This is a genomic window from Oscillatoria nigro-viridis PCC 7112 (genome assembly GCF_000317475.1).
GTDB classification, from domain to species: Bacteria; Cyanobacteriota; Cyanobacteriia; order Cyanobacteriales; family Microcoleaceae; genus Microcoleus; species Microcoleus nigroviridis.
In genome coordinates this window covers 4844583-4866362 of sequence record NC_019729.1, presented here as the reverse complement: position 1 = coordinate 4866362, position 21780 = coordinate 4844583, and the positions used below count along the sequence as shown (strand labels likewise).

23 protein-coding genes are annotated in these 21780 nt (G+C 46.6%); 7 read left to right on the top strand and 16 right to left on the bottom strand.

Annotation, left to right across the window (positions count from 1 at the left end):
* Positions 1–205: 205 nt before the first annotated feature.
* A complete protein-coding gene (locus OSC7112_RS20415; protein WP_015177683.1) occupies positions 206–1024 on the bottom strand; it encodes a tetratricopeptide repeat protein in 819 nt (272 codons plus the stop codon).
* Between the two features lie 228 nt (positions 1025–1252).
* On the opposite strand from OSC7112_RS20415, the gene OSC7112_RS20410 reads away from it, so the two are divergent.
* Positions 1253–1999 carry a cobalt-precorrin-6A reductase gene (locus tag OSC7112_RS20410; protein ID WP_015177682.1) on the top strand — a complete coding sequence of 249 codons (747 nt, stop codon included), beginning with the start codon at positions 1253–1255 and terminating at the stop codon, positions 1997–1999.
* Positions 2000–2708: 709 nt separating this feature from the next.
* Here OSC7112_RS20410 and OSC7112_RS20405 read toward each other — a convergent pair.
* From OSC7112_RS20405 to OSC7112_RS39985, 7 genes are all read right to left on the bottom strand, one after another.
* On the bottom strand, positions 2709–3347 hold the full coding sequence (locus OSC7112_RS20405; RefSeq protein ID WP_015177681.1) for a Uma2 family endonuclease: 639 nt from the start codon (positions 3345–3347) through the stop codon (positions 2709–2711).
* Between the two features lie 111 nt (positions 3348–3458).
* Positions 3459–4067 carry a GspH/FimT family pseudopilin gene (locus tag OSC7112_RS20400; protein WP_015177680.1) on the bottom strand — a complete coding sequence of 203 codons (609 nt, stop codon included), beginning with the start codon at positions 4065–4067 and terminating at the stop codon, positions 3459–3461.
* Positions 4068–4125: 58 nt separating this feature from the next.
* On the bottom strand, positions 4126–5166 hold the full coding sequence (hpsC, locus tag OSC7112_RS20395) for a hormogonium polysaccharide secretion pseudopilin HpsC (RefSeq protein ID WP_015177679.1): 1041 nt from the start codon (positions 5164–5166) through the stop codon (positions 4126–4128).
* Positions 5167–5230: 64 nt separating this feature from the next.
* Positions 5231–5887 carry a hormogonium polysaccharide secretion pseudopilin HpsB gene (gene hpsB, locus OSC7112_RS20390; RefSeq protein ID WP_015177678.1) on the bottom strand — a complete coding sequence of 219 codons (657 nt, stop codon included), beginning with the start codon at positions 5885–5887 and terminating at the stop codon, positions 5231–5233.
* Positions 5888–5942: 55 nt separating this feature from the next.
* Positions 5943–11174: a hormogonium polysaccharide biosynthesis protein HpsA gene (gene hpsA, locus OSC7112_RS20385; protein WP_015177677.1), complete on the bottom strand. Its 5232-nt coding sequence runs from the start codon at positions 11172–11174 to the stop codon at positions 5943–5945.
* Positions 11167–11391 (bottom strand): hypothetical protein, encoded by a 225-nt coding sequence (locus OSC7112_RS20380; RefSeq protein ID WP_041622650.1) that lies wholly within the window; start codon positions 11389–11391, stop codon positions 11167–11169. The genes hpsA and OSC7112_RS20380 overlap by 8 nt, the downstream gene beginning before the upstream one ends.
* 33 nt (positions 11392–11424) lie before the next feature.
* Positions 11425–11601, bottom strand: coding sequence for a hypothetical protein (locus tag OSC7112_RS39985; RefSeq protein ID WP_190274240.1), 177 nt, complete (start codon positions 11599–11601; stop codon positions 11425–11427).
* Positions 11602–12197: 596 nt separating this feature from the next.
* Between OSC7112_RS39985 and OSC7112_RS20375 the strand changes: the two genes are divergently transcribed.
* The gene (locus tag OSC7112_RS20375; RefSeq protein WP_041622649.1) at positions 12198–12962 is read left to right on the top strand and encodes a sulfotransferase domain-containing protein; all 765 of its coding nucleotides are present in this window, start codon (positions 12198–12200) and stop codon (positions 12960–12962) included.
* Between the two features lie 577 nt (positions 12963–13539).
* Here OSC7112_RS20375 and OSC7112_RS20370 read toward each other — a convergent pair.
* The 6 genes from OSC7112_RS20370 to OSC7112_RS20345 form a co-directional block, all read right to left on the bottom strand.
* The gene (locus OSC7112_RS20370) at positions 13540–13947 is read right to left on the bottom strand and encodes a hypothetical protein (protein WP_015177675.1); all 408 of its coding nucleotides are present in this window, start codon (positions 13945–13947) and stop codon (positions 13540–13542) included.
* Positions 13937–14152, bottom strand: coding sequence for a hypothetical protein (locus tag OSC7112_RS39980; protein WP_015177674.1), 216 nt, complete (start codon positions 14150–14152; stop codon positions 13937–13939). Before OSC7112_RS39980 ends, OSC7112_RS20370 begins: the two co-directional genes overlap by 11 nt.
* A gap of 52 nt (positions 14153–14204) precedes the next feature.
* On the bottom strand, positions 14205–14351 hold the full coding sequence (locus OSC7112_RS39975; protein ID WP_015177673.1) for a hypothetical protein: 147 nt from the start codon (positions 14349–14351) through the stop codon (positions 14205–14207).
* Positions 14351–14566, bottom strand: a complete 216-nt coding sequence (locus OSC7112_RS20360) for a plasmid partition protein ParG (RefSeq protein WP_015177672.1) — start codon at positions 14564–14566, stop codon at positions 14351–14353. The genes OSC7112_RS39975 and OSC7112_RS20360 overlap by 1 nt, the downstream gene beginning before the upstream one ends.
* 776 nt (positions 14567–15342) lie before the next feature.
* Positions 15343–16470, bottom strand: a complete 1128-nt coding sequence (locus tag OSC7112_RS20350) for an RNA-guided endonuclease InsQ/TnpB family protein (protein ID WP_041622580.1) — start codon at positions 16468–16470, stop codon at positions 15343–15345.
* Complete coding sequence (locus OSC7112_RS20345; RefSeq protein WP_015177359.1) at positions 16470–17111, bottom strand: IS607 family transposase; 642 nt, start codon at positions 17109–17111, stop codon at positions 16470–16472. The genes OSC7112_RS20350 and OSC7112_RS20345 overlap by 1 nt, the downstream gene beginning before the upstream one ends.
* Before the next feature lie 71 nt (positions 17112–17182).
* Here OSC7112_RS20345 and aroF point away from each other — a divergent pair, with 71 nt between their 5' ends.
* Together aroF and OSC7112_RS20335 are read left to right on the top strand one after the other, a co-directional pair.
* Positions 17183–18019 carry a 3-deoxy-7-phosphoheptulonate synthase gene (gene aroF, locus OSC7112_RS20340; protein WP_041622646.1) on the top strand — a complete coding sequence of 279 codons (837 nt, stop codon included), beginning with the start codon at positions 17183–17185 and terminating at the stop codon, positions 18017–18019.
* 147 nt (positions 18020–18166) lie between these two features.
* Complete coding sequence (locus OSC7112_RS20335) at positions 18167–18367, top strand: heavy-metal-associated domain-containing protein (protein WP_015177671.1); 201 nt, start codon at positions 18167–18169, stop codon at positions 18365–18367.
* 2 nt (positions 18368–18369) lie between these two features.
* Here the strand turns inward: OSC7112_RS20335 and OSC7112_RS20330 are convergent, their stop codons facing one another.
* On the bottom strand, positions 18370–18777 hold the full coding sequence (locus tag OSC7112_RS20330) for an ArsR/SmtB family transcription factor (RefSeq protein ID WP_041623315.1): 408 nt from the start codon (positions 18775–18777) through the stop codon (positions 18370–18372).
* Between the two features lie 148 nt (positions 18778–18925).
* Between OSC7112_RS20330 and OSC7112_RS35985 the strand changes: the two genes are divergently transcribed.
* Both OSC7112_RS35985 and OSC7112_RS20325 read left to right on the top strand, forming a co-directional pair.
* Positions 18926–19093 (top strand): metallothionein, encoded by a 168-nt coding sequence (locus OSC7112_RS35985; protein WP_015177669.1) that lies wholly within the window; start codon positions 18926–18928, stop codon positions 19091–19093.
* A gap of 289 nt (positions 19094–19382) precedes the next feature.
* Positions 19383–19643 carry a DUF7219 family protein gene (locus tag OSC7112_RS20325; RefSeq protein WP_006631574.1) on the top strand — a complete coding sequence of 87 codons (261 nt, stop codon included), beginning with the start codon at positions 19383–19385 and terminating at the stop codon, positions 19641–19643.
* Between the two features lie 116 nt (positions 19644–19759).
* Here the strand turns inward: OSC7112_RS20325 and OSC7112_RS20320 are convergent, their stop codons facing one another.
* Positions 19760–20860: a metal ABC transporter solute-binding protein, Zn/Mn family gene (locus OSC7112_RS20320; protein WP_015177668.1), complete on the bottom strand. Its 1101-nt coding sequence runs from the start codon at positions 20858–20860 to the stop codon at positions 19760–19762.
* Positions 20861–20926: 66 nt separating this feature from the next.
* Between OSC7112_RS20320 and OSC7112_RS20315 the strand changes: the two genes are divergently transcribed.
* Positions 20927–21646, top strand: a complete 720-nt coding sequence (locus tag OSC7112_RS20315; protein WP_015177667.1) for a metal ABC transporter ATP-binding protein — start codon at positions 20927–20929, stop codon at positions 21644–21646.
* Positions 21647–21780: the final 134 nt, after the last annotated feature.

The following is a 21780-nucleotide window of genomic DNA, read 5'->3' as shown; positions in this document are numbered from 1 at the left end:
CTATAGCAATCCTTGCAGGAGTCGTAAACTTTTTACTCCACCCCAACCCTCCCCTTATCAAGAGGAGGGAGTAAGAAATTCACAAATGATGCGAGGATTGCTATATATCTTCGGGTGACATTTGGCAATTATTTGGAGCATCCCTTTTAGGAACTATACCCGACAATCATGGGGATGCTCGCAATTTTTCATTGGTGTTGTGAGATTATTTCAAATGCAAAAATTTGTCTAATGCACTGACTGCAAGTGGCGGCCAGCGGCGGTTGTGGGCAACCCAATCGAGGTCTTTGTAGCGGGAGTCGAGGCCGATGGCTGCTACCCAATTGCTCTCAGCTTCGCCGCGCTTTCCTGCTTCCCAAAGACAGGCGCTGAGGGCGGCTCTCATGTCGGCAAATTGAGGGTATCTGCGGACGATGTTTTTCATGTTGCGAATTGCTTCTTTGGTTTGCCCGTTTTGATAAAGTGCGAGGGCGTGGTTGGCGCGGGCAAAGGCGTATTCGGGGGCTAGTTCAAAGGCTTTGCTGTAGTCGGCAATTGCTTGTTCCCATTGTCCTAAACCTGCTTCGGCGTTGCCTCGGTTGTTGTAGGCGGCTGGATCTTGGGAGTCTAATTCTAGTACGTGATTGTAGTCGGCGATCGCCTCTGACCAGCGTCCTAAACCTTCTAAGGCGGTGCCGCGGTTTAGGTATGGATCGGGGGCGTCGGGAGCTAGTTCGATCGCTCTTTCGTAGTCGGAAATAGCTGCTTGCAGTTTGTTTTGGCTGACTCTAGAATTGCCTCGGTTGCTCCAAGCGGCTGCTTGTGAGGGAAATTTGTCAATGATTTGAGTCCAAAAAGTTTCAGCGGCGGGGAATTGGCCTTCATTTGTAGCTTCAAAAGCTTTTTGAACGAGTTCTTCCAATTCCTGTTGAGGATCGGCGATATCTGTTGGTTGTACTTGTGCGGCAACGGGCGCGATATTTCCCAACCAAACTAACCCGGTTACAATTAATACTGTAAAAAATGTGAAAAGTGAGCGAATCATCGTTGTTGGTCGTTTAAACTTTACTAAGCATATTATTAACCGAATTTGCCGGGGTTGCTTGGATAAGTTATACCAATTTTTTATGAGGTTGCATAGAATCCGATCCCCCCTAGCCCCCCTTGATAAGGGGGGGACAAGATTCTTCTCAAAGTCCCCCAACAATCAGGGGGATTTAGGGGGATCGAGATATGTGCAACTTCACATTAAATTGGTATTAGGACTAATTTTATGAAAAAACGGTTGCTAATTTTGGGGGGGACGGGGGATGCTGCTGAACTGGCGGCAAGAGCGTCTCAAATCGCTGAAATTGAGGTGGTATCTTCGCTAGCAGGGCGCACTCAACAGCCTTTTACCCCAAAAACGGGTACGGTGCGAATTGGGGGGTTTGGTGGGGCGGCTGGGCTGGCAGCTTTTTTGGTCGATCGCCCGATCGACTTGTTGATTGATGCTACTCATCCGTTTGCGGCTCGGATTTCTGCTAATGCTGCTGTTGCTGCTGCGGAATGCAATGTGCCCTATTTGATGCTGGTGCGTCCCGCTTGGGAGAGGGTGGAGGGCGATCGCTGGATTGAAGTTGCGGGCCACTCGGAGGCTGCAAGGGCTTTATTAGGGCAGTCTCGGCGGGTGTTTCTGACGATTGGCAGGCAGGAATTGGCTGCTTTTGCGGGTTTGGATGCTATTTGGTTTTTGATGCGGGCGATCGATCCTCCGGCACTAAATACTCCTATTCCTAACGGTAAGTTGTTATTAGCAAGGGGGCCTTTTTCTTTGGAAGAGGAGCGCCAATTACTATTAGAATATCAGATCGATACTATTGTTAGCAAAAACAGCGGCGGCGGTGCTACTTATGCGAAAATTGTGGCGGCTAGGGAACTGGGAATTCCGGTGGTGATGGTGCAGCGGCCGCCGATTGCCGATGTTGAGCAGGTTGCTGATGTTGAAGGGGCGATCGCTTGGTTAGTTAAGCAGTTATGAGTCAATAGGGTTCAGTTAAGCTCGATCCCCCCTAGCCCCCTTTAAAAAGGGGGGGACAAGAACTTACTCTTGCGTCCCCCTTCTTAAGGGGGATTTAGGGGGATCTCCGAGGAATAAGTAGGGGCGGGTTAACCAACAATATCTGCCAACAATCTCCAATCTCAAAAACCCGCCCTTTTAATCGTTCGATCGGACATAACATGATATTATATCCGATCGATTACCCCTAAGCTGTCGCGCATTTAAATTGTATATTCAGGGCGGGCTCATAGGCCCACCCCACAAGACGGGGAATTGTTTTTTAACAGACAATTTAAATGTAGAACAGCTTTATATCATGTCCGGTCGATCGACCATAATATCCGGTCGGGGCGGGTTTATTGGATTTGGGATTTGTGTTGAATATCAGGGTGAACCCGCCCCTACAAGAATCACGATCGATTGACCAAGAATTTCAAAGGTGGTACCCGCCACGCGATCGATCCGTGGAATCAATCCAAAATCGAAAATCGAAAATCCTCAAGAAAGAGCATTTATCTCGCGCAAGTCAATCTAAAATCTAAAATCGAAAATCTAAAATCGATTGACGGGACAGGATCTAATACGGTAGGGGCGGTTTCACGAACAATATCTGCCAATAATTGACACTCTCCAAAACCCGCCCTTTTAATCGCTTTGGTTTCCCTACAGCAATTTTGTCATCGCCCCGCTAAATTTGCGCTTTTACCCAAGATCGAAAGGCTTTCATGGCGACGTTTCTGCCGGCTGTTTTGCTTTGTTCTAAATACTGGGGGATGAGCTCGGTGATGGGGAAGTTGGGAAACTGGAGACTGCGATCGCCCTGTATGTATTTTCCATCTTGCAGTACGCTGATTTGCAGGTGGCGGCCGTTGTAGCGCCACAATTCGGGAACTCCTAATGCCTCGTAGTTGTTGAACTGAGTGCGGGAGGTGAGGTCGATTTCTATGGCTAAATCGGGAGGTGGGTCTGTTTCTAAGTCGATGCGGCTTTTGCCTCTGACTGCGGCTTCGTTTTGAATGTAGAAACAGGTATCTGGTTCTACTCCTTGAGCCATTTTTTGATTTTTGAATGTGGTGGAACCTAGAGACCAAAATTCTCGGTCTAATTCTTCAAGGAGAATTTTTACTAAGTCGCCAATATTTTCTTTGCCAATTTCGTGTTCGGGTAGGGGAACCATGATTTCTAATGTTCCTTTGCTGTAGGAAAGTCTGGATGCGCGACTTTCTCCCAATTCTGTTAGTAGGGTTTCAAACATTGGCCAGGTGATGTCTTTTAGTAATAGTTGATTTCCTGGCTGGATGATTATTTGTTTTAGTTCTAGCTGCATATTTTGACTGTTTTAATAGGATTTGAAATATAAAATAACTTATGTTAATATACTTTAGCAATTCTGCATTTATGCGGAATTGATGCTATGGATTAAAAAATATCTAGGGGGCTACTTGCAACCCTTTCCTGTTGAGGTATCGAATGTCCCTTCATCTGTTCTCATTCCTCCTAGAATAGTGTCCACAATTACACACTGTTTTGTACCGCCGCGAGATGGAGCAACGGTGACATAAAATGGAGTTATACCTGTGGTGAGATTGCCTTGGTAATCAAAAACGATCGAGTTTGGAGGCGTGGTAGGAGCAGCAGGTGTATTAACGGTAAGCGCAATGGTTTGGGGTTTAATTTCGCCTCCGGCATTTAACTGCTGGGTAATATTATTGATCGTAACTGTTGGCGGATCAATAGCGGGACTAGCATTAGGATTATAACTGAATGTAACTGTGACATCGCGCTTAGTTCGTTTTGCTTCGCTTTGTGCAAGGCGTAATGATTGGAGAACCCGATCGTTGACAGTGCGAACTCTTTGTCTGTTGATGAATGCCTCCCAGCTTGGAGCGGCGATCGAGCTGAATATACCTATGATTAACGCTATCACGAGCACTTCTAGAAGGGTGAATCCTCCATCATCTTTTCTGGATGCAGTTTTGTTGAAATTATGGCTGGGCTTGGCAGCCGAGTTATGCAAAAGTTTTAATAATATGGGTGGGGTTTTCATGGTATTCTCCTATTGTTTATCGGCGGGCGGCGATTCGGAAATGTGTTTCAGAAATCCGTTATTTTCCTAACCCACCTAAACCTTGTACTTGCACGGTTGCTGTTGGGAAATATGCCGATTTCGTGGCCTCATAATCAGCATCAGTTTGAATGCGGCGCAGGCTGTTTCCTCTGAGCGTCACTCTGGCTATGTTTTTAGATGTATCAACACAAGCGTAAAAGCTGTGGTTTGAGCTGTCCGTTATTAGTAAATTGTTTGCATTGAATGTTGCTGGTGGTGGTGGTGGTGTTACGGAAAGAAGAGTTTGACACTGAGTTCCGGTTGGTATTGGAACATTAGTGCTACTGTAGTGGATGTAATTAACCAATACTTGAGGATCGGGAAAATTGGCTCCCATCGTCACATTTACTGTGGGCTTATTAAAGTCAAAGTCTTTATTAAAGGCTTCACTGCCTTTTTGAGCATCACTTAAATCTGCCGCATCGTAATAAGGTTTTGTAGCATCTATTGTGTAGGGGTTTCTAACTGGCTCCCTAATTTCATAGCGAGCAATACGAGTAGGACAATTGCCTCCTGAAGGCTGACACCAAATAGAGTTAGGAGCAGTATCTCTAATCTGGTAGTAGGCCACTAATGATAGTACATAAGTGTCGTTGCACTCACTACCGTTAGGTGGGCAAGCGCTTGGTGTTTTTGCAGTAACAGCCGAATTAATAGGAACAGCATTTTTAATTAGCTGTCGCTTCCAGAATACTAAAATTGGAGTACCTGTGGTATTTGTAGGAGCCGGAGGAAGTTGAGTCGCGGGGTTAATAGCAGTGATTCCTGCCTGATCGTAAATATAAATAGCTTGACTCAAATCTTGGGCGATGAAATCAACGGCTGCCTGAAGGTCTTGCTCGGTATTTGACTTGACTTGTTCCCTCCTGTCGGTATTGAGCATATCGACTACAAAACCGAGCATCGGCGTAATGATTAAAAACGCCATAATTGCTCCGACTAATAGCTCGACAAGAGTCATCCCCTTTTCTGTTTGAGCTGGCCCTGAGCGGTTTCGCTGGTACTGAGTTTTTAGAAGCAACCTGAGTAAAGTTTTCATTTTGACTGTTTCCTTTGTCCAATGGGGGGAGCGATTTTAAATTTAATAACGGGGACTTTGATTATTACTGACATGGGCCGTCATTAATGCGAGTACACAAACTGTTGTAAGCACCTTCTCTATCGCTAGCACCTATTTCTGTTCTCATTTCTACCAAAGGCGCTCGGAGATTTCCCAGCCCTGCGCTAGTAACTCCTTGCTGTACTTGTCGGTTTTGATCGGCTTGAATTTTCTGAGTTGTTAGTGCACCCACGCCACTAGCAAAAGAACTTGCCCTGTAAACCCGAACAATTAAGCTGTAACCTGTTTTTGCCGGATTTGTAGCGGGTAAGTTGTTAAAGTAGTAACCCTGAACTACAAAGTCTTGATTGCTGCCAGCGGTGCAGATTTGATCTCCATCTTTGTCTATGCAGTAAAGAGCGTTGATGTTGCCGGGAGCGGGGTTTTCCTCTAATTTGGCGGTTGTGGACGTTGCAGGAAACCCGTTAGCACCTTGTTTAAGCGCCTCAGACCTGAGCGCCTCAATATAGGTTTGGGCGGCTTGAGTAGCCATTTCTATCCGTTTGGCTTGTACGCGAGTTGCTACTGAGAAAGCCATCACGGGGGCGATCGCAATCATCAGCACCGAAACTACAATCATCGCTACCAATGACTCGATAATCGTGTAGCCGGCTTCTTGAGACTTCTGTAAACTACTGTGTGGCTGTTGGCGTTTTATCATAGTAAGCACTCCGCATTTGGAACTCAGGAATGTGAGGGTTTAAAGGTCAGGGAAGTTAAAGACAGCCTGCTGGTTTAGCGCCGTCATTGACAGCATATATTCCAGATGGCTTGCGATCTATATCATTCAATTTTTCAGCGCACATTAAAGTTTTTACCCAATCATCATTCCGGCTGACTTCTCTGAAGTATTCGTCAGGTTTTTTCTGAGAAGCAGGGAGAGTGAATTTTTGGGCAAACAAGTCAGGCGGCTGTGAAAGCAAACCTACATCAAATCCCCATTCCCTCGTGGGTGGTACGAAATAGCCGATCGTACCAACCCCGGTTTCTATTTTGTAAGGGAAAGACGGGTAGGTTGTGTCGTAGTCGAATAGCTTGGCCTTGAATAAAGAACCACCAGCAGGATCGTTAATAACAGATAGGTAGGGAGCAGTTGCGTAAGAACTGCGCTTGAATTGGATAAACGAACCTGCGATCGAGTGAGTTAAGCCTTTCCAATTTTCCATAAAGCGCGGTAAGTTTTGCATACCACCATTGGTGTCGCCCAGGGTGGAAGAGATAGCCCGAGAAGGAACGTCATTGGAGGCGACTATGAGGTTAAACTCCGTCGTTCGTGCTTTTTGTACCCATCGCGTTACGTCGTTGGCGTTTTGGGCGTTGGTTAGGGGAGGACTTGCAATATTTGTTGCCTGAATCTGCAAAGTCGGTCTTAGCTGTGGCTGCTCAACTGTATTAGGAAATCCGCCACTAACTGTTGGTAATTTGGCGTAAAACAGGGGGTTGGTAATACCATCGTCCCTTCCTCCCGTTGGAGTGGCTGGAGTGGTGGTTGTCGCATACCAAAGAGAATTTGCTACCGCTGTAGGCGTCGTACCAGAGGCTGTAGTTATGGGAGTTCCGCCGTCCACAGGGACAGAAGATGATGGCGCACCACCATAGAAAGCTACTGCAGTACCATTAATTCCCAGTGCCACAGGGATAGTGCCATTAAAAACCAGCCTATTTTTTTTGTTAGTACCTGAGATGTTTCGCACAAAAGCTACGCGACGGGGATATCGTCTATCTGCTGGATCGATCGCTGGTTTAGCTGTTGTACCTGACAAAAGTTGCCCGACAGGTGTAGTTGCTGGGACAATGCTTGCTTTTTCTCTTTGATCAATAGGAGTAGATGGATCAAATTCCCCAAGAGTACCAGTATCAATGCCAACCACCCAGTCATCAGGCCCGCAAGCTGAAACAGGCAACTTCCGGCAGATTTCCATTACATATTCTGGAAAATTAGTCCGTCGCTGAACTGGCGTAACGAAATTGTTGAAGTATGAACTGTTAGGAGCAGCACCTGTGGTAGTGCTGTAGTTTGTGTCTGTTGGTGTAACGCTAGTCCCCGCGCTTTGCCCGAACTTTTCTTGGTTGAGAATGTCAAAAGCAGCACCGCTACTCAAACCGTTAGTGACGTAGTTGTTAGCACCGAAACCGTTAATCCTGCGAGCTGCTTTAGCCGTTACCTCCGTCTCTTTAACGCCCGTATCGTTCGTAGTCCCATTTCCATTGAGGTCAAAGCCGAAGTCAGCTTCATTAGCTGCATCAATAGTTGTATCAACAGGAGGAATGCCATCGCCATCGAAGTCATAGCCTACGATCGTGGTACCTGCATTATTTCTCAGGTCAAAATCTCCGTGATTGCGGACACCGTACCGGAAGCCATCCTGTAAATTACCTGACACTGGCTCAGAGAGTAGGGTAATCGCATCGGAGAGCACTGTTGCCGCTCGCCAATTATCGCTGCCAGCGCATTTGCCAGGGTATCGGGGATCGCCGAGGCGACAAGCAAAATTGGGATCTAGGTTGGCAGCCGGGCGGCCGTAGAAATCGCTGGGAGTCCAACTAAAAGCCCCTGTAAATTCCCTCTTTGTGTGTTTGTTAAATTCGCCTTGGATGTACACCGGCAGGTTAGAAGTCAACAGCAGACCTTTCTCTTTCAGTACGTCTGTCACCGTGCTTACAGTTGTCGGGCGGCCCAAGCTAGATCCGTTAATCAGCATAATTCCGTGGGGGCGGCGACTGGGGTCTAGCCGAGAATCTGTTGAGCTGCTTAGCTGGCTGCGGGTTGTATCAATGCCAGTGCCCAGACTATTCGGAGTACGATCGCTGCGATCGGGTGCTGCATCATCACGGCTGGCGTAAATTAGGCCACTGTAAGGCAGCATATACTCTGGGTTAAGGGTGTTGATGACGGGCACTCGCTTGTAGGCGATCGAATTTTTGTTCCTGAGCTTATTGATATCTAATTGCGTGACCCGGATTTCGAGGGGTTGCCTCTCGGCTAGGGGATTGTCGTATTGTCCGGTTAGCTTTGCGCTCTGAGTGGAAGCCATCAAGCCGCTACCGCCGGAAGATGCCAAAGGACTGCTGAGGCTATAAGTCTCGTCCACTGCTGTAGCTGGGTCGTCCTTGTCGATCGCCTTAACTTCCCTAGGATTGAGAAAAGCAACTTCTCGAATTGTCCCGTGATCCAGATAGGTAGTAGAAATGTCCGCAGTCGGATTAGCCAAAATTTTAAAAGAGCAAAGAGTAGAGTCGATCGCAGCTTTTTCCGACAAGCTGCGTTCCCCGTCAGCCTTCTGCAAAGCCTTCCTTAAGTTCTCGTTAACAAACCGACCATCGGGGAAAACGAGACTGGCTTGGTAGTTCAAGCGTTGCTCTGGTGTTCCTGCAGCCAGCGGCAGCAGAGTCGATGCGTCAGTCAGGAGAGCTGTTGTCAGAGTTACACCCGGTGGTCTGGTGGCAGGAGGGCCGTACACGATGCCGTTGTTGGATTTACCATTGGTGTCGCTTCCCAATGGCAAGCCTGGACGGTTGAGACTGGAATCAAATGTAGTTGTACCTTTGCGGTATCGGTAGCTCGGATCGTAATAGCTGCTGACACAAGCCAGCGGGGTATCAGCTAATTTAGCACTTTGATCGCTTGTGTTGTCGGCGTAGTGATAGATCGCACTTGCGCGCATCCGCAAGTCGCCCTTAGCATACTGGCGAGTATTGGGATCAATAGTGCCGGTCAATACTGGTGCCGGAATTCGGGGCAAATCGTTCCAAATAGCAGCCGTCAAATCAGTCCAACCGACAGCACCAGCAGCAGGATTATTGTTATAAACCTCAGAATTCGGGCCCGGTGACATCGGCATAGAGTCGGGCCAAACAACAGGGAACTTTTCTACAGCAGTAGTTGCCGGGTTGTCGTAGAACTCCGATACTGCATTCGCAGCAGGGTTGAAGACTTTGGGAGGTGGCAGAAAAGAGTTAGTGCGCTCGTAAACACCCGCACCCGTAATTACCCGCAATCCGCCAATGCCATCAACTGCTGTTTGAGGTGCTTGGGCTGCACTCTTTTCCCAGAAGCCGTCCCTCTCTGCTCCCCCTACATCAGCGAACTGCTTGACTTGGGGTTCTCGGTAGCGTTGGCCCCCATCCAGCCAATTAACTCCCGTTAATGTGTCTCTTCCTTCCTCACCTTCACCCACAAATTTGGGAGTGTCCAAATCGGTTCTCCACCTCAGTGCTGGTAGATTGTTCCCTACTACTATGCGATCGCCTAACTCTGATTCTTTATTATCTTCCTCTACCTTTTCGGGGCTGTTGGCTTTGAGCCTGACACTTGTTGTATCGAGTTTAGTGTTGGTGTCCAAAGGCATAACCCAGGCATCCACCGGTCGCAGTTCCTCTCCTGTTCCGCCGAAGGGAGATGTAGTCACCACTTTTGTTGTAGGGTTAACAAAGCCAGCCAATGCGTCTCCAGTGGCCGGCACTTCTGCAAAAGGCACTTTCCGTGTCCGCAATCTAAAGTAAGATTCCAGGTTCTCTCGGCGAATCTCCTCTTGACGATCGGCGCTGGGAGCAGTGGGGTCGGTTTCTTCTTGAACTTGTGTGGCAATGGCATTTTTAACTTCCTGCGGATCGGAAGCAGGGGCATTTTTTTCCTGTTCGGAAACTAACAGACCGATGCGATCGGAATAAGCCTTGTTATTGTACATGACCCCCAAAGCACCATCTTTGTAGGCTACAGATTGGTCGGCGCCCCCTTTAATTGCTTTTGTGGTGACTGGATCGGTAGCCTCTTTCCCAAATAGATGAACTGCTATGTCTTTGCCAGTGTTGCCACTACTTCCCGACCAGCCGTTAACCACATTACCACTAACGACTATTTTACTATTTTCTAGGTCGTAGAAACACGATTCTCTGCTGCTAACGAGATAGAACGCCACCGGCCCGTCGCCCGTGGTGGTAACCATAAAATTACTGTTAGTAAATATCCGTCCGTTTAGACGCAGCGCCGGGCCGGGAGATACTTCTAAATCATCTTCATAAACCACCGCATTATTTTGTAGTGGAATGCGTTTTTGGTCTTGTTGGTACTCCAAAGCTGAGAAACTTGGAGATCCTTTAAATATTTCGTATTTGTCTGGTGTAGCTACTCCCGTAATATTAGTGATCGGCACGTTCACTGTGTAGACAAAGAAGCTTTTTTTGAGTACGCCCTCTGCTTTGTACCAGTCCGAACTGCCTACTAAACTAGCGCTAGTACCTGCTGCGGCCTTGCAGATGGCGTTGGTAGAACCTTGGGATACCGACATAGGAGGGGTTCTGGCTTCTAAACTCTTTCTAGAGCGATTAAACTCTCCTGTGTTCAGATCGCGAGGTGGGCTGCGAAAAAATACCCCGTATAGAGTGTAGGTATCAAATTTCCCATTGTTGTCAGTATCTACAGGGAACCTCCAAGCGGTATTTATCCTCTCGCTTTGATTGATGTTAGTTATATCTGCAGGGGGAGGATTAGGAACTCCATTATTATCAAGATCAAACTTGATCTGTAGAACATCCTCATCTCCAAATTTAAAGCGATCTGAATCCAGCGCTTGGTAAACGCTCAAGTCTGATGGTGTATCAAGTGTTCCGCTTCCTTGAGGGGATAAGGCATACTGAATTTTTGCTTTCGCCCGATCGAGCGCGGGAGTCGCGGCCGCCAGCACCTGCTGGTTCACGCGCACGTTGCGCGCCGTATTCGCCCGATCGAACGATCGCAGCGTAATCGCCACAGTCAGCAAAATCACTACCAGCAACACCATCGTCACCGTCGGCAGCACAAACCCCGCCACCGGCAGTCTCGCCCTCCGGCCCATAGCCATCAGGGTTTGCAGCATTGCTCTCATCAGCCGCTTCGCCCCGGATCTGGTAACACCAGCAATCCGCCGCAGCAGGGATACGATAACTTTGGATAATTTGCTCTTAAACATTGACGCCTTCCTGAATAATTTCAGAGATGGTATTGCTGGTAGTTACTGCTCGACAGTACAATCCCATCTTTACATTGTTCCCATTTTTGGCAACTTGCATATCAGCCTCTTGCACAAACTTAAATCTGTACTTTGGCTGAAAAATAAAACCCACAAACCCGCCACCAAAATCGCCGCCGATAATAATATATTTCTCAGCGAAATATTTGGCCTGCAAGGATGAGAGTTCCCTAACTCTACTCTAATCGAGTTAAATTGAAATGTCAGCGGTCAGAGCGAGAGTTAATTCGATCGCCCAAAAACAGCAATCGCGATCGTATACCGTGTATTTCCCAGCCCGCCCAAGCAGGCATTGTTTGTCTAGGCTCGGTTTCAACCACCGGCATCTAGAATGTAGAGTAGGCGATCCAGTGGTTAAGCCTGTCAATCGATTTTAGATTTTAGATTTTAGATTTTAGATTTTAGATTAAAGAATTGAAGGATTGACCCCACGGATAAATTGGGGGCTTGTATCCTGGATGCTTGATTGTCAAAGTGCGAGATCAACTCTTGCACCATTGTCAATCAGCCTTTTAGGGGCGGGCTCTCCGGCCCACCCCCTACTCCCCACAAGAAAATTGAACTTTTGTAAAACAGGCCGGACAGCCTGTTCTTCAAAATAGTGCAAGATGTCAGCGCGATCGACTTTTCGTTTTGCGCCCCAGCCCGCCGGGGTTTAAACCCCGGCGGACTATCGGTACAAATGCCAAATCCGAAACACTGTCAGTACAAGTGCAAAAAATCAACCTACCACTTTTCATTTTGCGCCCAACCCGTCGGGGGTTAAAAACCCCCGTCTCATAGTTAAAGTCCTCGCTATGAGGACTAATCAAATATTAAGATATTAGATAAATAAATACATCTTCAGTCCTTTTCAAAGGACTTGCGCTATGAGACGGGGGTTTAAACCCCCGGCGGACTATCGGTACAAAGGCCAAATCCGAAACACTGTCAGTACAAGTGAAAAAAATCAACCTACAACCCATGAAACAAACTCCCAAACCCCCAGACTTCATCATCATCGGCGCCCAAAAAGGCGGCACAACATCTCTGTACAATTACTTAATCCAACATCCCCAAATCGCCCCCGCCGCCCAAAAAGAAATCCATTACTTCGACTTCAACTTCGACAAAAGCCCAGACTGGTACTGTTCCCAATTTCCCCAGCCCCAAACAGGCGAAAATCTAGTAACCGGAGAAGCCAGCCCCTACTACATCTGTCACCCCCAAGTTCCGCAACGAATCCACGATTTATTTCCCAAAGTTAAAATAATCGCCCTCCTGAGAAACCCAGTAGAACGCGCAATCTCCCACTATTATTACTATATAAAAATAGGCTACGAATCCCTATCATTAGAAAGTGCGATCGCCTCCGAACCCAAAAGACTCAAAGGCGAAATAGAAAAACTCCAAGCCGACCCAAACTACTACAGTTACGAACACCAACACCACAGTTATCTAACCCGCGGCATTTACGCCGATCAACTCCCAGCGTGGATGAAACTTTTTCCCAAATCACAACTTTTAATCCTCAAAAGCGAAGACTTGTATACCAATACCTTCGGCACATACAACAGCGTCTTAGAATTTCTAGAATTGCCGCCGCACCAACTACAAACCTACGAAAAATACAACGCCACCGAATATCCGCCCATCAGCGATACAGTATACGAGCAATTGAGAGCATATTTTCGATCGCACAACCAAAGACTGGCCGAATTGTGCGATCGAGACTTCGGCTGGGACTAATCATTTTGGGAATTGTCGGGGCGGGTTTTACCAACAATATCTAACAAATACAAACCCTCTAAATAAACCCGCCCCTGGGACTAATCATTTTGGGAATTGTCGGGGCGAGTTTTACCAACAATATCTAACAAATACAAACCATCTAAATAAACCCGCCCCCACCCCACCAATAACCTACATGAACCTTGATTTCCTCGCAAAACGAGGTCGATTTACCGTTGGGTGGGGGCGGGTTTACGAGATTGTGGATTATTGACGATGATTGTTTGTGAAACCCGCCCCTACAAATCTTTTTCTCAAAATAGAAACCCAACATTTTCGCTACAATTTTCCTTAACTGAACCGTATTGGTTTATAGCCAAGACCATATCCCCTTGCATCCCCCTTAAGAAGAATCTTTGGGCACGGCACCGTCTCCTCCAACCCCATCGGGCGATCGAATATCCGTAGTGTGCAAAAGTTAAAGATTTTTGAGCCACGTAGTTGCCAAGAGAGCGCTCTTTCATAGATATTAAGTAAGAGCGCTTAAGCGCAACTACGTACCTTTTTTGTGCCAGTTGCGCTCAGGACTAAAATATTAAGCAGCGGCCGTAGCATTTGCTTCCAAAGGCTCGATTTCCTCCGGCGTAGCGTGACGGCGCGGATCGTTAAAGCTGCGTGCCGCTAGCCAGTTAGGATTTTGCGCCGCCTCGCAACCAATCACATAAAGCGAAGATTCGTTAAAAGCAGCCCAGAGAGCATCACAAGCCTGTTTATCCATCAGTGAATCGGCGATCGGGCGATCGTGAATCAAAGCAAATAAATCAAACTCATTTCGTTGTGGATTCCACTGATATTGCAAAGTAGGAGCATAACCCATTTCGATCAATTTTGCGATCGCGCGATCGGGCGTATATCCGTCCAAATGCACCCGATTGAGATAGATAGACACTTGGACATACTCATCTCTGGCAGGTAGCAGTCGGTAATTCGAGTTAGTCATCATTATTGGTCTCCGTGCAGTAGTAATAAGAGCGGCCTGCAATATCGGGGCGTTTTTCAGCCTTCATTTTTTGCTGAGCACATCGTCGCTTAGCATAAAGGTCTTTTTCAATTTCAGTCTCGCCGGGGGCATAAAAAGGACGGTGAGGAAGCAGTTCGGCTTCTAAATCCTCCCAAGATTTCTCTGGGTTATCTGAATCTCTCAGCATTTGTCCCTCGCGGTTTGTTCGAGGATGCCGTTTATTCGATATAGTCGATCGGTCATTCGATTTTAGATTTTGGATTTTGGATTTTGGATTGACTTGCGCGAGATAAATTCGGGGGATGCAAGGATTTTCGATTTTCGATTTGGGATTGATTCCACGGATCGATCGCGTGGCGGGTACCACCTTTGAAATTCTTGGTCATCAGTCTGTTTCCTCAGTTTTGGCGATCGTCTTGACCCGCTGGGGCTTTGGCTCTAAAACGGGTTCGTTTTCCTGTAACCAAGTTTCGATGTACTCCAACAGAACCTCATTCATGCTGAGGCTACGCATGGCGCAAGATGCTTTGAACTTGGCTCTTGTCTCTTCAGGTAGATAGATTTTTACGGACACAGTTTTACTTGCAGTCAAAGTTTCCATATCGCTATATCGATTTGTCTATGTGTCTAGCCTGACACACAGGCGCGCGATCGGATAGGGCTACTTGTCGATATAAGGACTTATGGACTTGTCCCTATATCGATAGAATAACAGACATAGCCAAAAAACGACAACCACGCCGAGTTAAACGCCATTGCCGTTTCCATACATTTTGCAAAAAAATGCTTGACATTCCTACCACTCTGTGCTAGGTTATCGAATAGTATTGTGTTTAATCCACAAATCGCAGCACTTCACCTATGTTCACAGCGAAGTTCACAGCCAACAGCTATTTTTATTTTTGGTGCAGCCAAGTTCGCCCGGAGTGAATTGGTAATTCACTGTGAACATCCAGGCGAACCGCAGATTAACACCTGCGGTTTTGTTTTTTCTACTTCTTTTCCCAACAACCAATCGAGCACAAGCGAAAACACCGATGACATTATTCAGTAACTGGCACAACAGCTTTTATTTTTGGCCCAACAAGAGTTCTGGGTAAATTGTCGCGCTGTCTTTTCGCACCAACCCGGAACTCCTAAAAGTTCCGGGTTTTTTGTTTTCAACCACCCACTTAAATTTCCCGGAGAATTCCCTCATGTTAGAAGCCAAACTCGCAACCAAATCTCATCCGCTCTATAAAACTTACCCAAAGCTACCCATTGCTCGAAAGTTTTGGACTTTAGTGTTTACTTCCTGTTTCAGCGTAGTCTCAGAATGACTTCTAAGGGTTTGCCTACTCCACAGGCAATCTCGGTAGAGCTTACCGTTTGACTTACTTAATCTGAGCGAATCGGAATGTGAATTCCTTCAAACCATCGCTCAATGTTTTTAGCTGCGTTCAAGTCTCTGTCCTCTGTATGACCGCAATCAGGACATACATAGACTCGATTCTTTAATGGCATTTTGTGGCGGTGATTCCTACAATTTGAACAGATTTGAGAACTAGGAAAGAAGCGGTCAACTAAAATCAACTGACTAGAAAATTTCTCAGTTTTATATTCAAGTTGTCGCTTAAATTCGTACATTCCACAATCGGCAATCGCACCCGCCAATTTGTGATTTTTCAAAAATGCTTTGACGTTCAAATTCTCAATTTTAATCACGCTGTGGTTTTTAGCGAGATGATTGGTGAGTTTATGAATAGCATCTTTGCGGATGAATGAAATTCTAGAATGCAGTTTTGCCAGCTTTCTAACTGCCTTAGTTCTGTTCTTTGAGCCTTTAACTTTGCGACTAACAGAGCGCTGCAATCGCTTCATTTTCTTACTCATTTTGCGGTAAGCTTTGGGGTTAGCAAAAACCTTTCCGTCACTGGTGACAGCTAATTCCTTAATACCAATATCAACACCAATAGAGGGGCGATTTAGAGGTATTGGTGGCTGTTCAATCTCATACTTGATGGCTATGAACCATTTGTCGGCAGTGCGACTAATTACGCAATTATGAGTAGCCGTAATGGGGAGAGGTTCGTGCAATCGCACCCAACCAATTTTAGGGAGTTTAACTCGCTTACCATCATTGCTGATACCAGGTTTTGCTTTAGTGCCTTGCTCAAGATAAAAACTGTCTTTAGACTTGCCTTTCTTCTTGAATCTAGGCTGTTTAGAGACTTTTTTGAAGCATCTATCCCATGCCGTCCTTACCTCTGCCAGAGCCTGTTGTGGACTTGCTTTGGAGCTTTGATAATACCAGGGATTAGCTGGTTTAATCTCAGCGACTAGACGTTTGTGCAAGTCAATAGCAGAGGGAATTTTGATTGTTTTATCAGCCTCTCTAAGTTGTAAAGCTTCCTGAATAATAGCATTGCCAAAATTGTAAGCGTGTCTGGCTACTCCACAGTGTTGACGGAATAGAGTCACCTGTCTATTGTTAGGTTTTAATTCCGTCTTGAAACTGAGTAGCATTATTTTACGTCCTCCACTGCTTTAGCTATACCATCAATCAGTTTTTTGTTTTTGTGACTTCTAGCGCCATAAAGTCTAGCGCTAAAAACCTGAATTAATTCAATCATATCTTGAACTAATTCCTGTTCAAAACTCAATTCATCCGGCGATTTATTGACTATTACTACCTCGCATTCAAATTCCTCACACATTGCGAAAACTAACTCGGAACCAAACCTTAGAAGCCTGTCTTTGTGAGTAACAACAAGTCTGCCAACCTCACCGGACATGATTCGTTTGAGTAGTTTTGTCAGTCCTTTTTTCTTGTAATTAAGTCCAGAGCCTAAGTCTTGAATTGTTTCAAATTGCCAGCCATTGGCAGCGCTAAACGATTCCAAAACAGCAGCTTGACGCTTTAAATCTTCTTTTTGGTCATGACTAGAAACTCTGGCATAGTTGATAGTGATTCGATCGTCTGCCTGGTTTAAGTCTCTGGGAGTAATTCGCTTGATATCGGTAAGGTAGAAGCGTCTCTGTCCCGTGGGAGAGCGCTCAAACTTAATCTTGCCTGCATCAGTCCAGCGTCTCAGCGTCTTTGTCGAAATACCAAGCTCCTTAGCCGCTTCCCCGATTGAGAGTGTCACGTCTGATTGAGTCTCCAAAGTTGCTTACCTCTAATACTACAACTCAATAGTTACCCAATCCGGGAAGAATGTCAATACCTGTCTAAGAAATCTATTTCAGCGCCTCACCCGAACACCAGACAATTGTCCAACTCTCAGAAACAGTCTCAGTCGGCGGCCAAGAATTACTAATCATCGGCGGCCCCTGTACCGTCGAAAGTTCCGCACAAATGGAAACAGTCGCCCGCCAACTATCCGCCACATCCGTGCAAGCTTTGCGGGGCGGAGTCTACAAACCCCGCACATCTCCCTATGCTTTCCAAGGCATGGGCATTGAGGGACTCGAAATTTTAGCCGATGTCAGCCGGCGTTACGGTTTGCCCGTCGTGACAGAGGTAATGTCGATCGCCCAAATCGAGCCAGTTGTCACCTATGCTGATATGCTGCAACTAGGCAGTCGGAATATGCAAAACTTCGAGTTGCTAAAGGCGATCGGTCAAGCCGGAAAACCAGTCCTGCTAAAACGCGGCTTGTCAGCCACAATCGAAGAATTTGTGATGGCCGCCGAATACATTCTCAGTCACGGAAATCCTCATGTAGTTCTGTGCGAAAGAGGCATCCGCAGCTTCGACAATTACACCCGAAACGTATTAGATTTAGGTGCAGTCGCAGCGCTAAAACAGTTAACTCATTTGCCAGTAATAGTAGACCCTTCTCACGCCGTAGGCAAGCGAGAATTAGTCGCACCACTAGCCAAAGCAGCGGTTGCTTGCGGTGCAGACGGATTAATTATTGAATGTCACCCGCAACCGGAAAAATCCGTTTCTGACGCGCGGCAAGCTCTTTCTTTACCAGATATGGTTGATTTAGTTGCGAGTTTGCGGCCTGTAGCCGCCGCCGTTGGGCGGTGCATACCAGATACTAAGTCATTAGTCATCAGTCATTAGTCATCAGTTATTAATTATTAGTCTGCGCCGGAAGAGTTACTTTTTGTAGCGTCAGAATTTATTCTGGCGCACTTTTGCTTGGAAAGCGAAATTAGATTAAAATAAAAGCACAATCAATACTGTCATCTACAATATTTGGCTTTTATTATGGCACTGGTACTTAAAGTTCCGTCGATCGTCTGTTCTGGCTGCGGTGATACAATTACCAAAGCCATCCAAACTGTTGAATCCGATGCTTCTGTCAATGTGGATATAACGGCTAAGACTGTTACGGTGGAAGCCAAAGCTTCTGATGAGTCAATCAAACAAGCTGTGGTCGCTACGGGCCACACCATCCAAGGAGAATAATATTAGGTTTCGTCTAAGTGTTCGGCGACTGCTTGGTAAAGTTCAAAAACGTGGCGATCGAGTAAACTATAAAAAACTTGTCTCCCAACCTTGCGGTAACTTACCAAACGCATCGCCCGCAATGCCCGCAACTGGTGCGATACTGCTGACTCGCTCATACTCAACGCCGCAGCCAAGTCACAAACGCACAGTTCTTGTTTTGCCAAAACCGACAGCAGCCGCAGGCGATTCGCATCTCCCAAAAGACTGAAAAACTCAGCCATCCGCTGCGCTTTTGCGGTGTTGAGAACCTGTGTTTGGATGTCCCCGGCCCGCAAGCTGTCAACTAGGTGCGGTCGATCGCACATTGGTGTATCGTTTTGTTCGTGAGGCTGAGTTATCGCTCCATTAACAGCAGAGTTGGGTGACATCTTTTCCCGGCTAGTTTTAATTCTCATTTTCATTTTAGTGCGATCGGCAAACCTTTTGTAACAAAACTTTTACATTTCCTTGACTTATACATGAATATATGTTCAGATTTTAGTAAAGACAAACAACCCCACCAGGAGAATCTCAAGTATGACTACCGCCACCCAAACCAAATGTGCCTGTCCTTCATGTTCGTGCGTTGTCAACGTCAGCGAAGCCATTGAAAAAGACGGCAAACAATACTGTTCCAGTGCTTGCGCTGACGGCCACCCCAACGGCCAAGGCTGCGGTCACACCGGCTGCGAGTGCCACAAATAAATATTTGGCTTCAGAAAAGGTTAATCAACAACTGCCAAATATATCTAAAGGGAGATGCGAACCGCGCATTTCCCATTTTTTTTGCTTTTAGGTTAAAGAAAAGTTAAAATAAAGCTAACTTAAGGTTAAGACTGCATTAATAGACTAAATACAGAGCGAAAAAGCACAATTGCTACTTACGCAATACAATAGAAGCAAGTTAGCGCCGCGATAGTGAGTACAAATAGTGCTATTAACAGCAGAGACCGAACCAAAAGTTGAAAACCAAAAGTTAAATTAGGAGGGGGCAATGAAAGAGCGGGAAGATTTTTTACATCCTCGCAATCGCTACTACGGTGATTTCACGCCAGAAAACTTGGCGTTTAATGCCAATTTGCAGGAGTTTGCTCAAAAAATAACTTATATTTGCTCGCTAGAAACAGGGGGGAAAATTAGCGCTGAGAAAGCCTATAAAGATATTAAGATGCTTTGGAAAGACTTAAAATCCTCTAAGAAGCAATTGGGAATTGGCCAAAAACCCCCCAGTACCGAGGAGCAAAATTCACCTTAAGGCCATCGCAGCAAACGCAGCGTTTCCAATCGAAAACCCCTGCGATTGCGAGCGCTGTGTTTTGCTGCGTACCCAGCAAATGTAAGGTGCTTGTTAGTAGGCGAACTTTAGAAAGTCTAGGGTTTGGGATTTGGTGCAGTTTCTCCTGCAAACGAAGTACAATTGCCGCCGAGGCCAGAAATAATCGCGCAAGTATTAGTTTTCAGCATTCCCTGATATGTATCAGCACCGGTGCCGGGGCCGCCCAACTCGTCGCTGTAAAGCTTTTTGTCCGAAATTTCGACATTTGCCTCCCTCGCCACAGTCTCCATCAACTTCGGATTAGTTGTAGTTTCGGCAAAAATTGTCGGCACTCCTGCAGTCTTAATTTCTGAGGACAATTCGGCAATTCTTGCGGCGGTGGGCTGTTCCTCTGTCGTCACGCCCTGCAAAGCTCCAGCCATCTCCAAACCGTAAGCATCGGCATAGTAACTCAGAGCATCGTGAGTTGTTACTAACTTCCGTTTTTGGGCTGGAATAGTCGCAATTTGAGCTTTGATCCAAGTATCTATTTTTTGCAACTCATCTGTTAAGCTTGCTGCATTTTTTGTATAAAGTTGAGCATTGGCGGGGGAAACTTTTATCAATTCATCCCGAATTGTTTCTACCATACGGATGCCATTTTGAGGGTTATGCCAAACGTGAGGGTCAGGGACTTTTTCGCCTTCTGCATGGGGTTGGTTTTCCCCTTTCTCTTCGCCGTGCTCGTGCTCGTCTTTGCCCATCAGCGGTTTGGGAACGGCGAGTTCGTGTACGGCGATTTTGGGTGCGGAATTACTGCTAGATTCAATTAACTTAATGATGCTGGGTTCGTGGTTGTAGCCGCCGTATAAAATCAGATTTGCTGTTTCAATCGCTTTGCGGTCTTCCGGCTTGGTTTGGTAGGCGTGGGGGTCGTCTCCCGGCTTAATTAGACAGGTGGTGTCGATCGAACTTTGAGCGATTTCTTTAGTTATGTCGCAGATAACGCCAGTCGTGGCGACGACTTTGGGCAAGTTGGCGGCCCGACTGGCTTGAGTTTGAGTGGCGGCGGGACTCTCTGGCGCCCGATTGCTGGCGTTCTGTCCTCCACTGCAGCCAACCAGCCCGCAGCCAATTGCCAAAACAGCCGCACCGCACAATCTGCCAGTTTTTCCAGCCCAGTTCTTTAACATTTTCACCTTTGGAACGATAATCATTATTGCTTTTTCGAGTTATCCTATTGTAGTAGGTACGAACAAGAATCGTTCTCAAAAGTTTGAATTATGTTAGAAGTGCAAGACTTAGCTGTCAATTATCGAGGAATCTCGGCCCTCAACAGCGTGAATTTCCATTTAGAATCGGGGCAATTAACCGGTGTGTTCGGCCCCAACGGCGCGGGGAAAAGCACGATGGTGAAAGCGATGCTGGGATTGATCCCGGGCTGTCGGGGTTTGGTCAAATATCAGGGACGGCTGCTGAAGGAACAGTTGTCGCGGGTGGCTTACGTGCCGCAGCGATCGCAAATTGACTGGGATTATCCGATTACGGTGTGGAATGCGGTAATGATGGCGCGAACCGTCCAGACTGGTTGGTTTCGCAGTCCCTCGAAGCAGTCGCAAGAATTGGTGAAAGCTGCTTTGCTGCGGGTGGGAATGTGGGATTTGCGCGATCGGCAAATTGGCGAACTGTCTGGCGGACAGCAGCAGCGGATTTTCTTAGCAAGGTCGATCGCCCAACAAGCCGATTTATTCTTCTTCGACGAACCTTTTAACGCGATCGACAAAGCAACAGAAGAGATTATTTTCAATATTTTTGCCGAACTAAAAGCCCAAAATAAAACATTGCTAGTAATCAGCCACGATTTAGGCGAAACTTTAAAACAGTACGACAATTTATTGTTGCTCAACAAGCAGTTAATTGCGACTGGTTCCTGCCGAGAAGTTCTCACCGCAGCCAATATTCAAAAAGCCTATGGATACGATTTAAGTTTAGTTTCAGCGTAAGCCAAAAAAGATTTATCTTTAAAATTGATAGTGGCACGGGCGTCCCGCCTGTGCAGTTGAAGGTGGCACGGGCGTCCCGCCTGTGCAGTTGAAGGTGGCACGGGCGTCCCGCCTGTGCAGTTGAAGGTGGCACG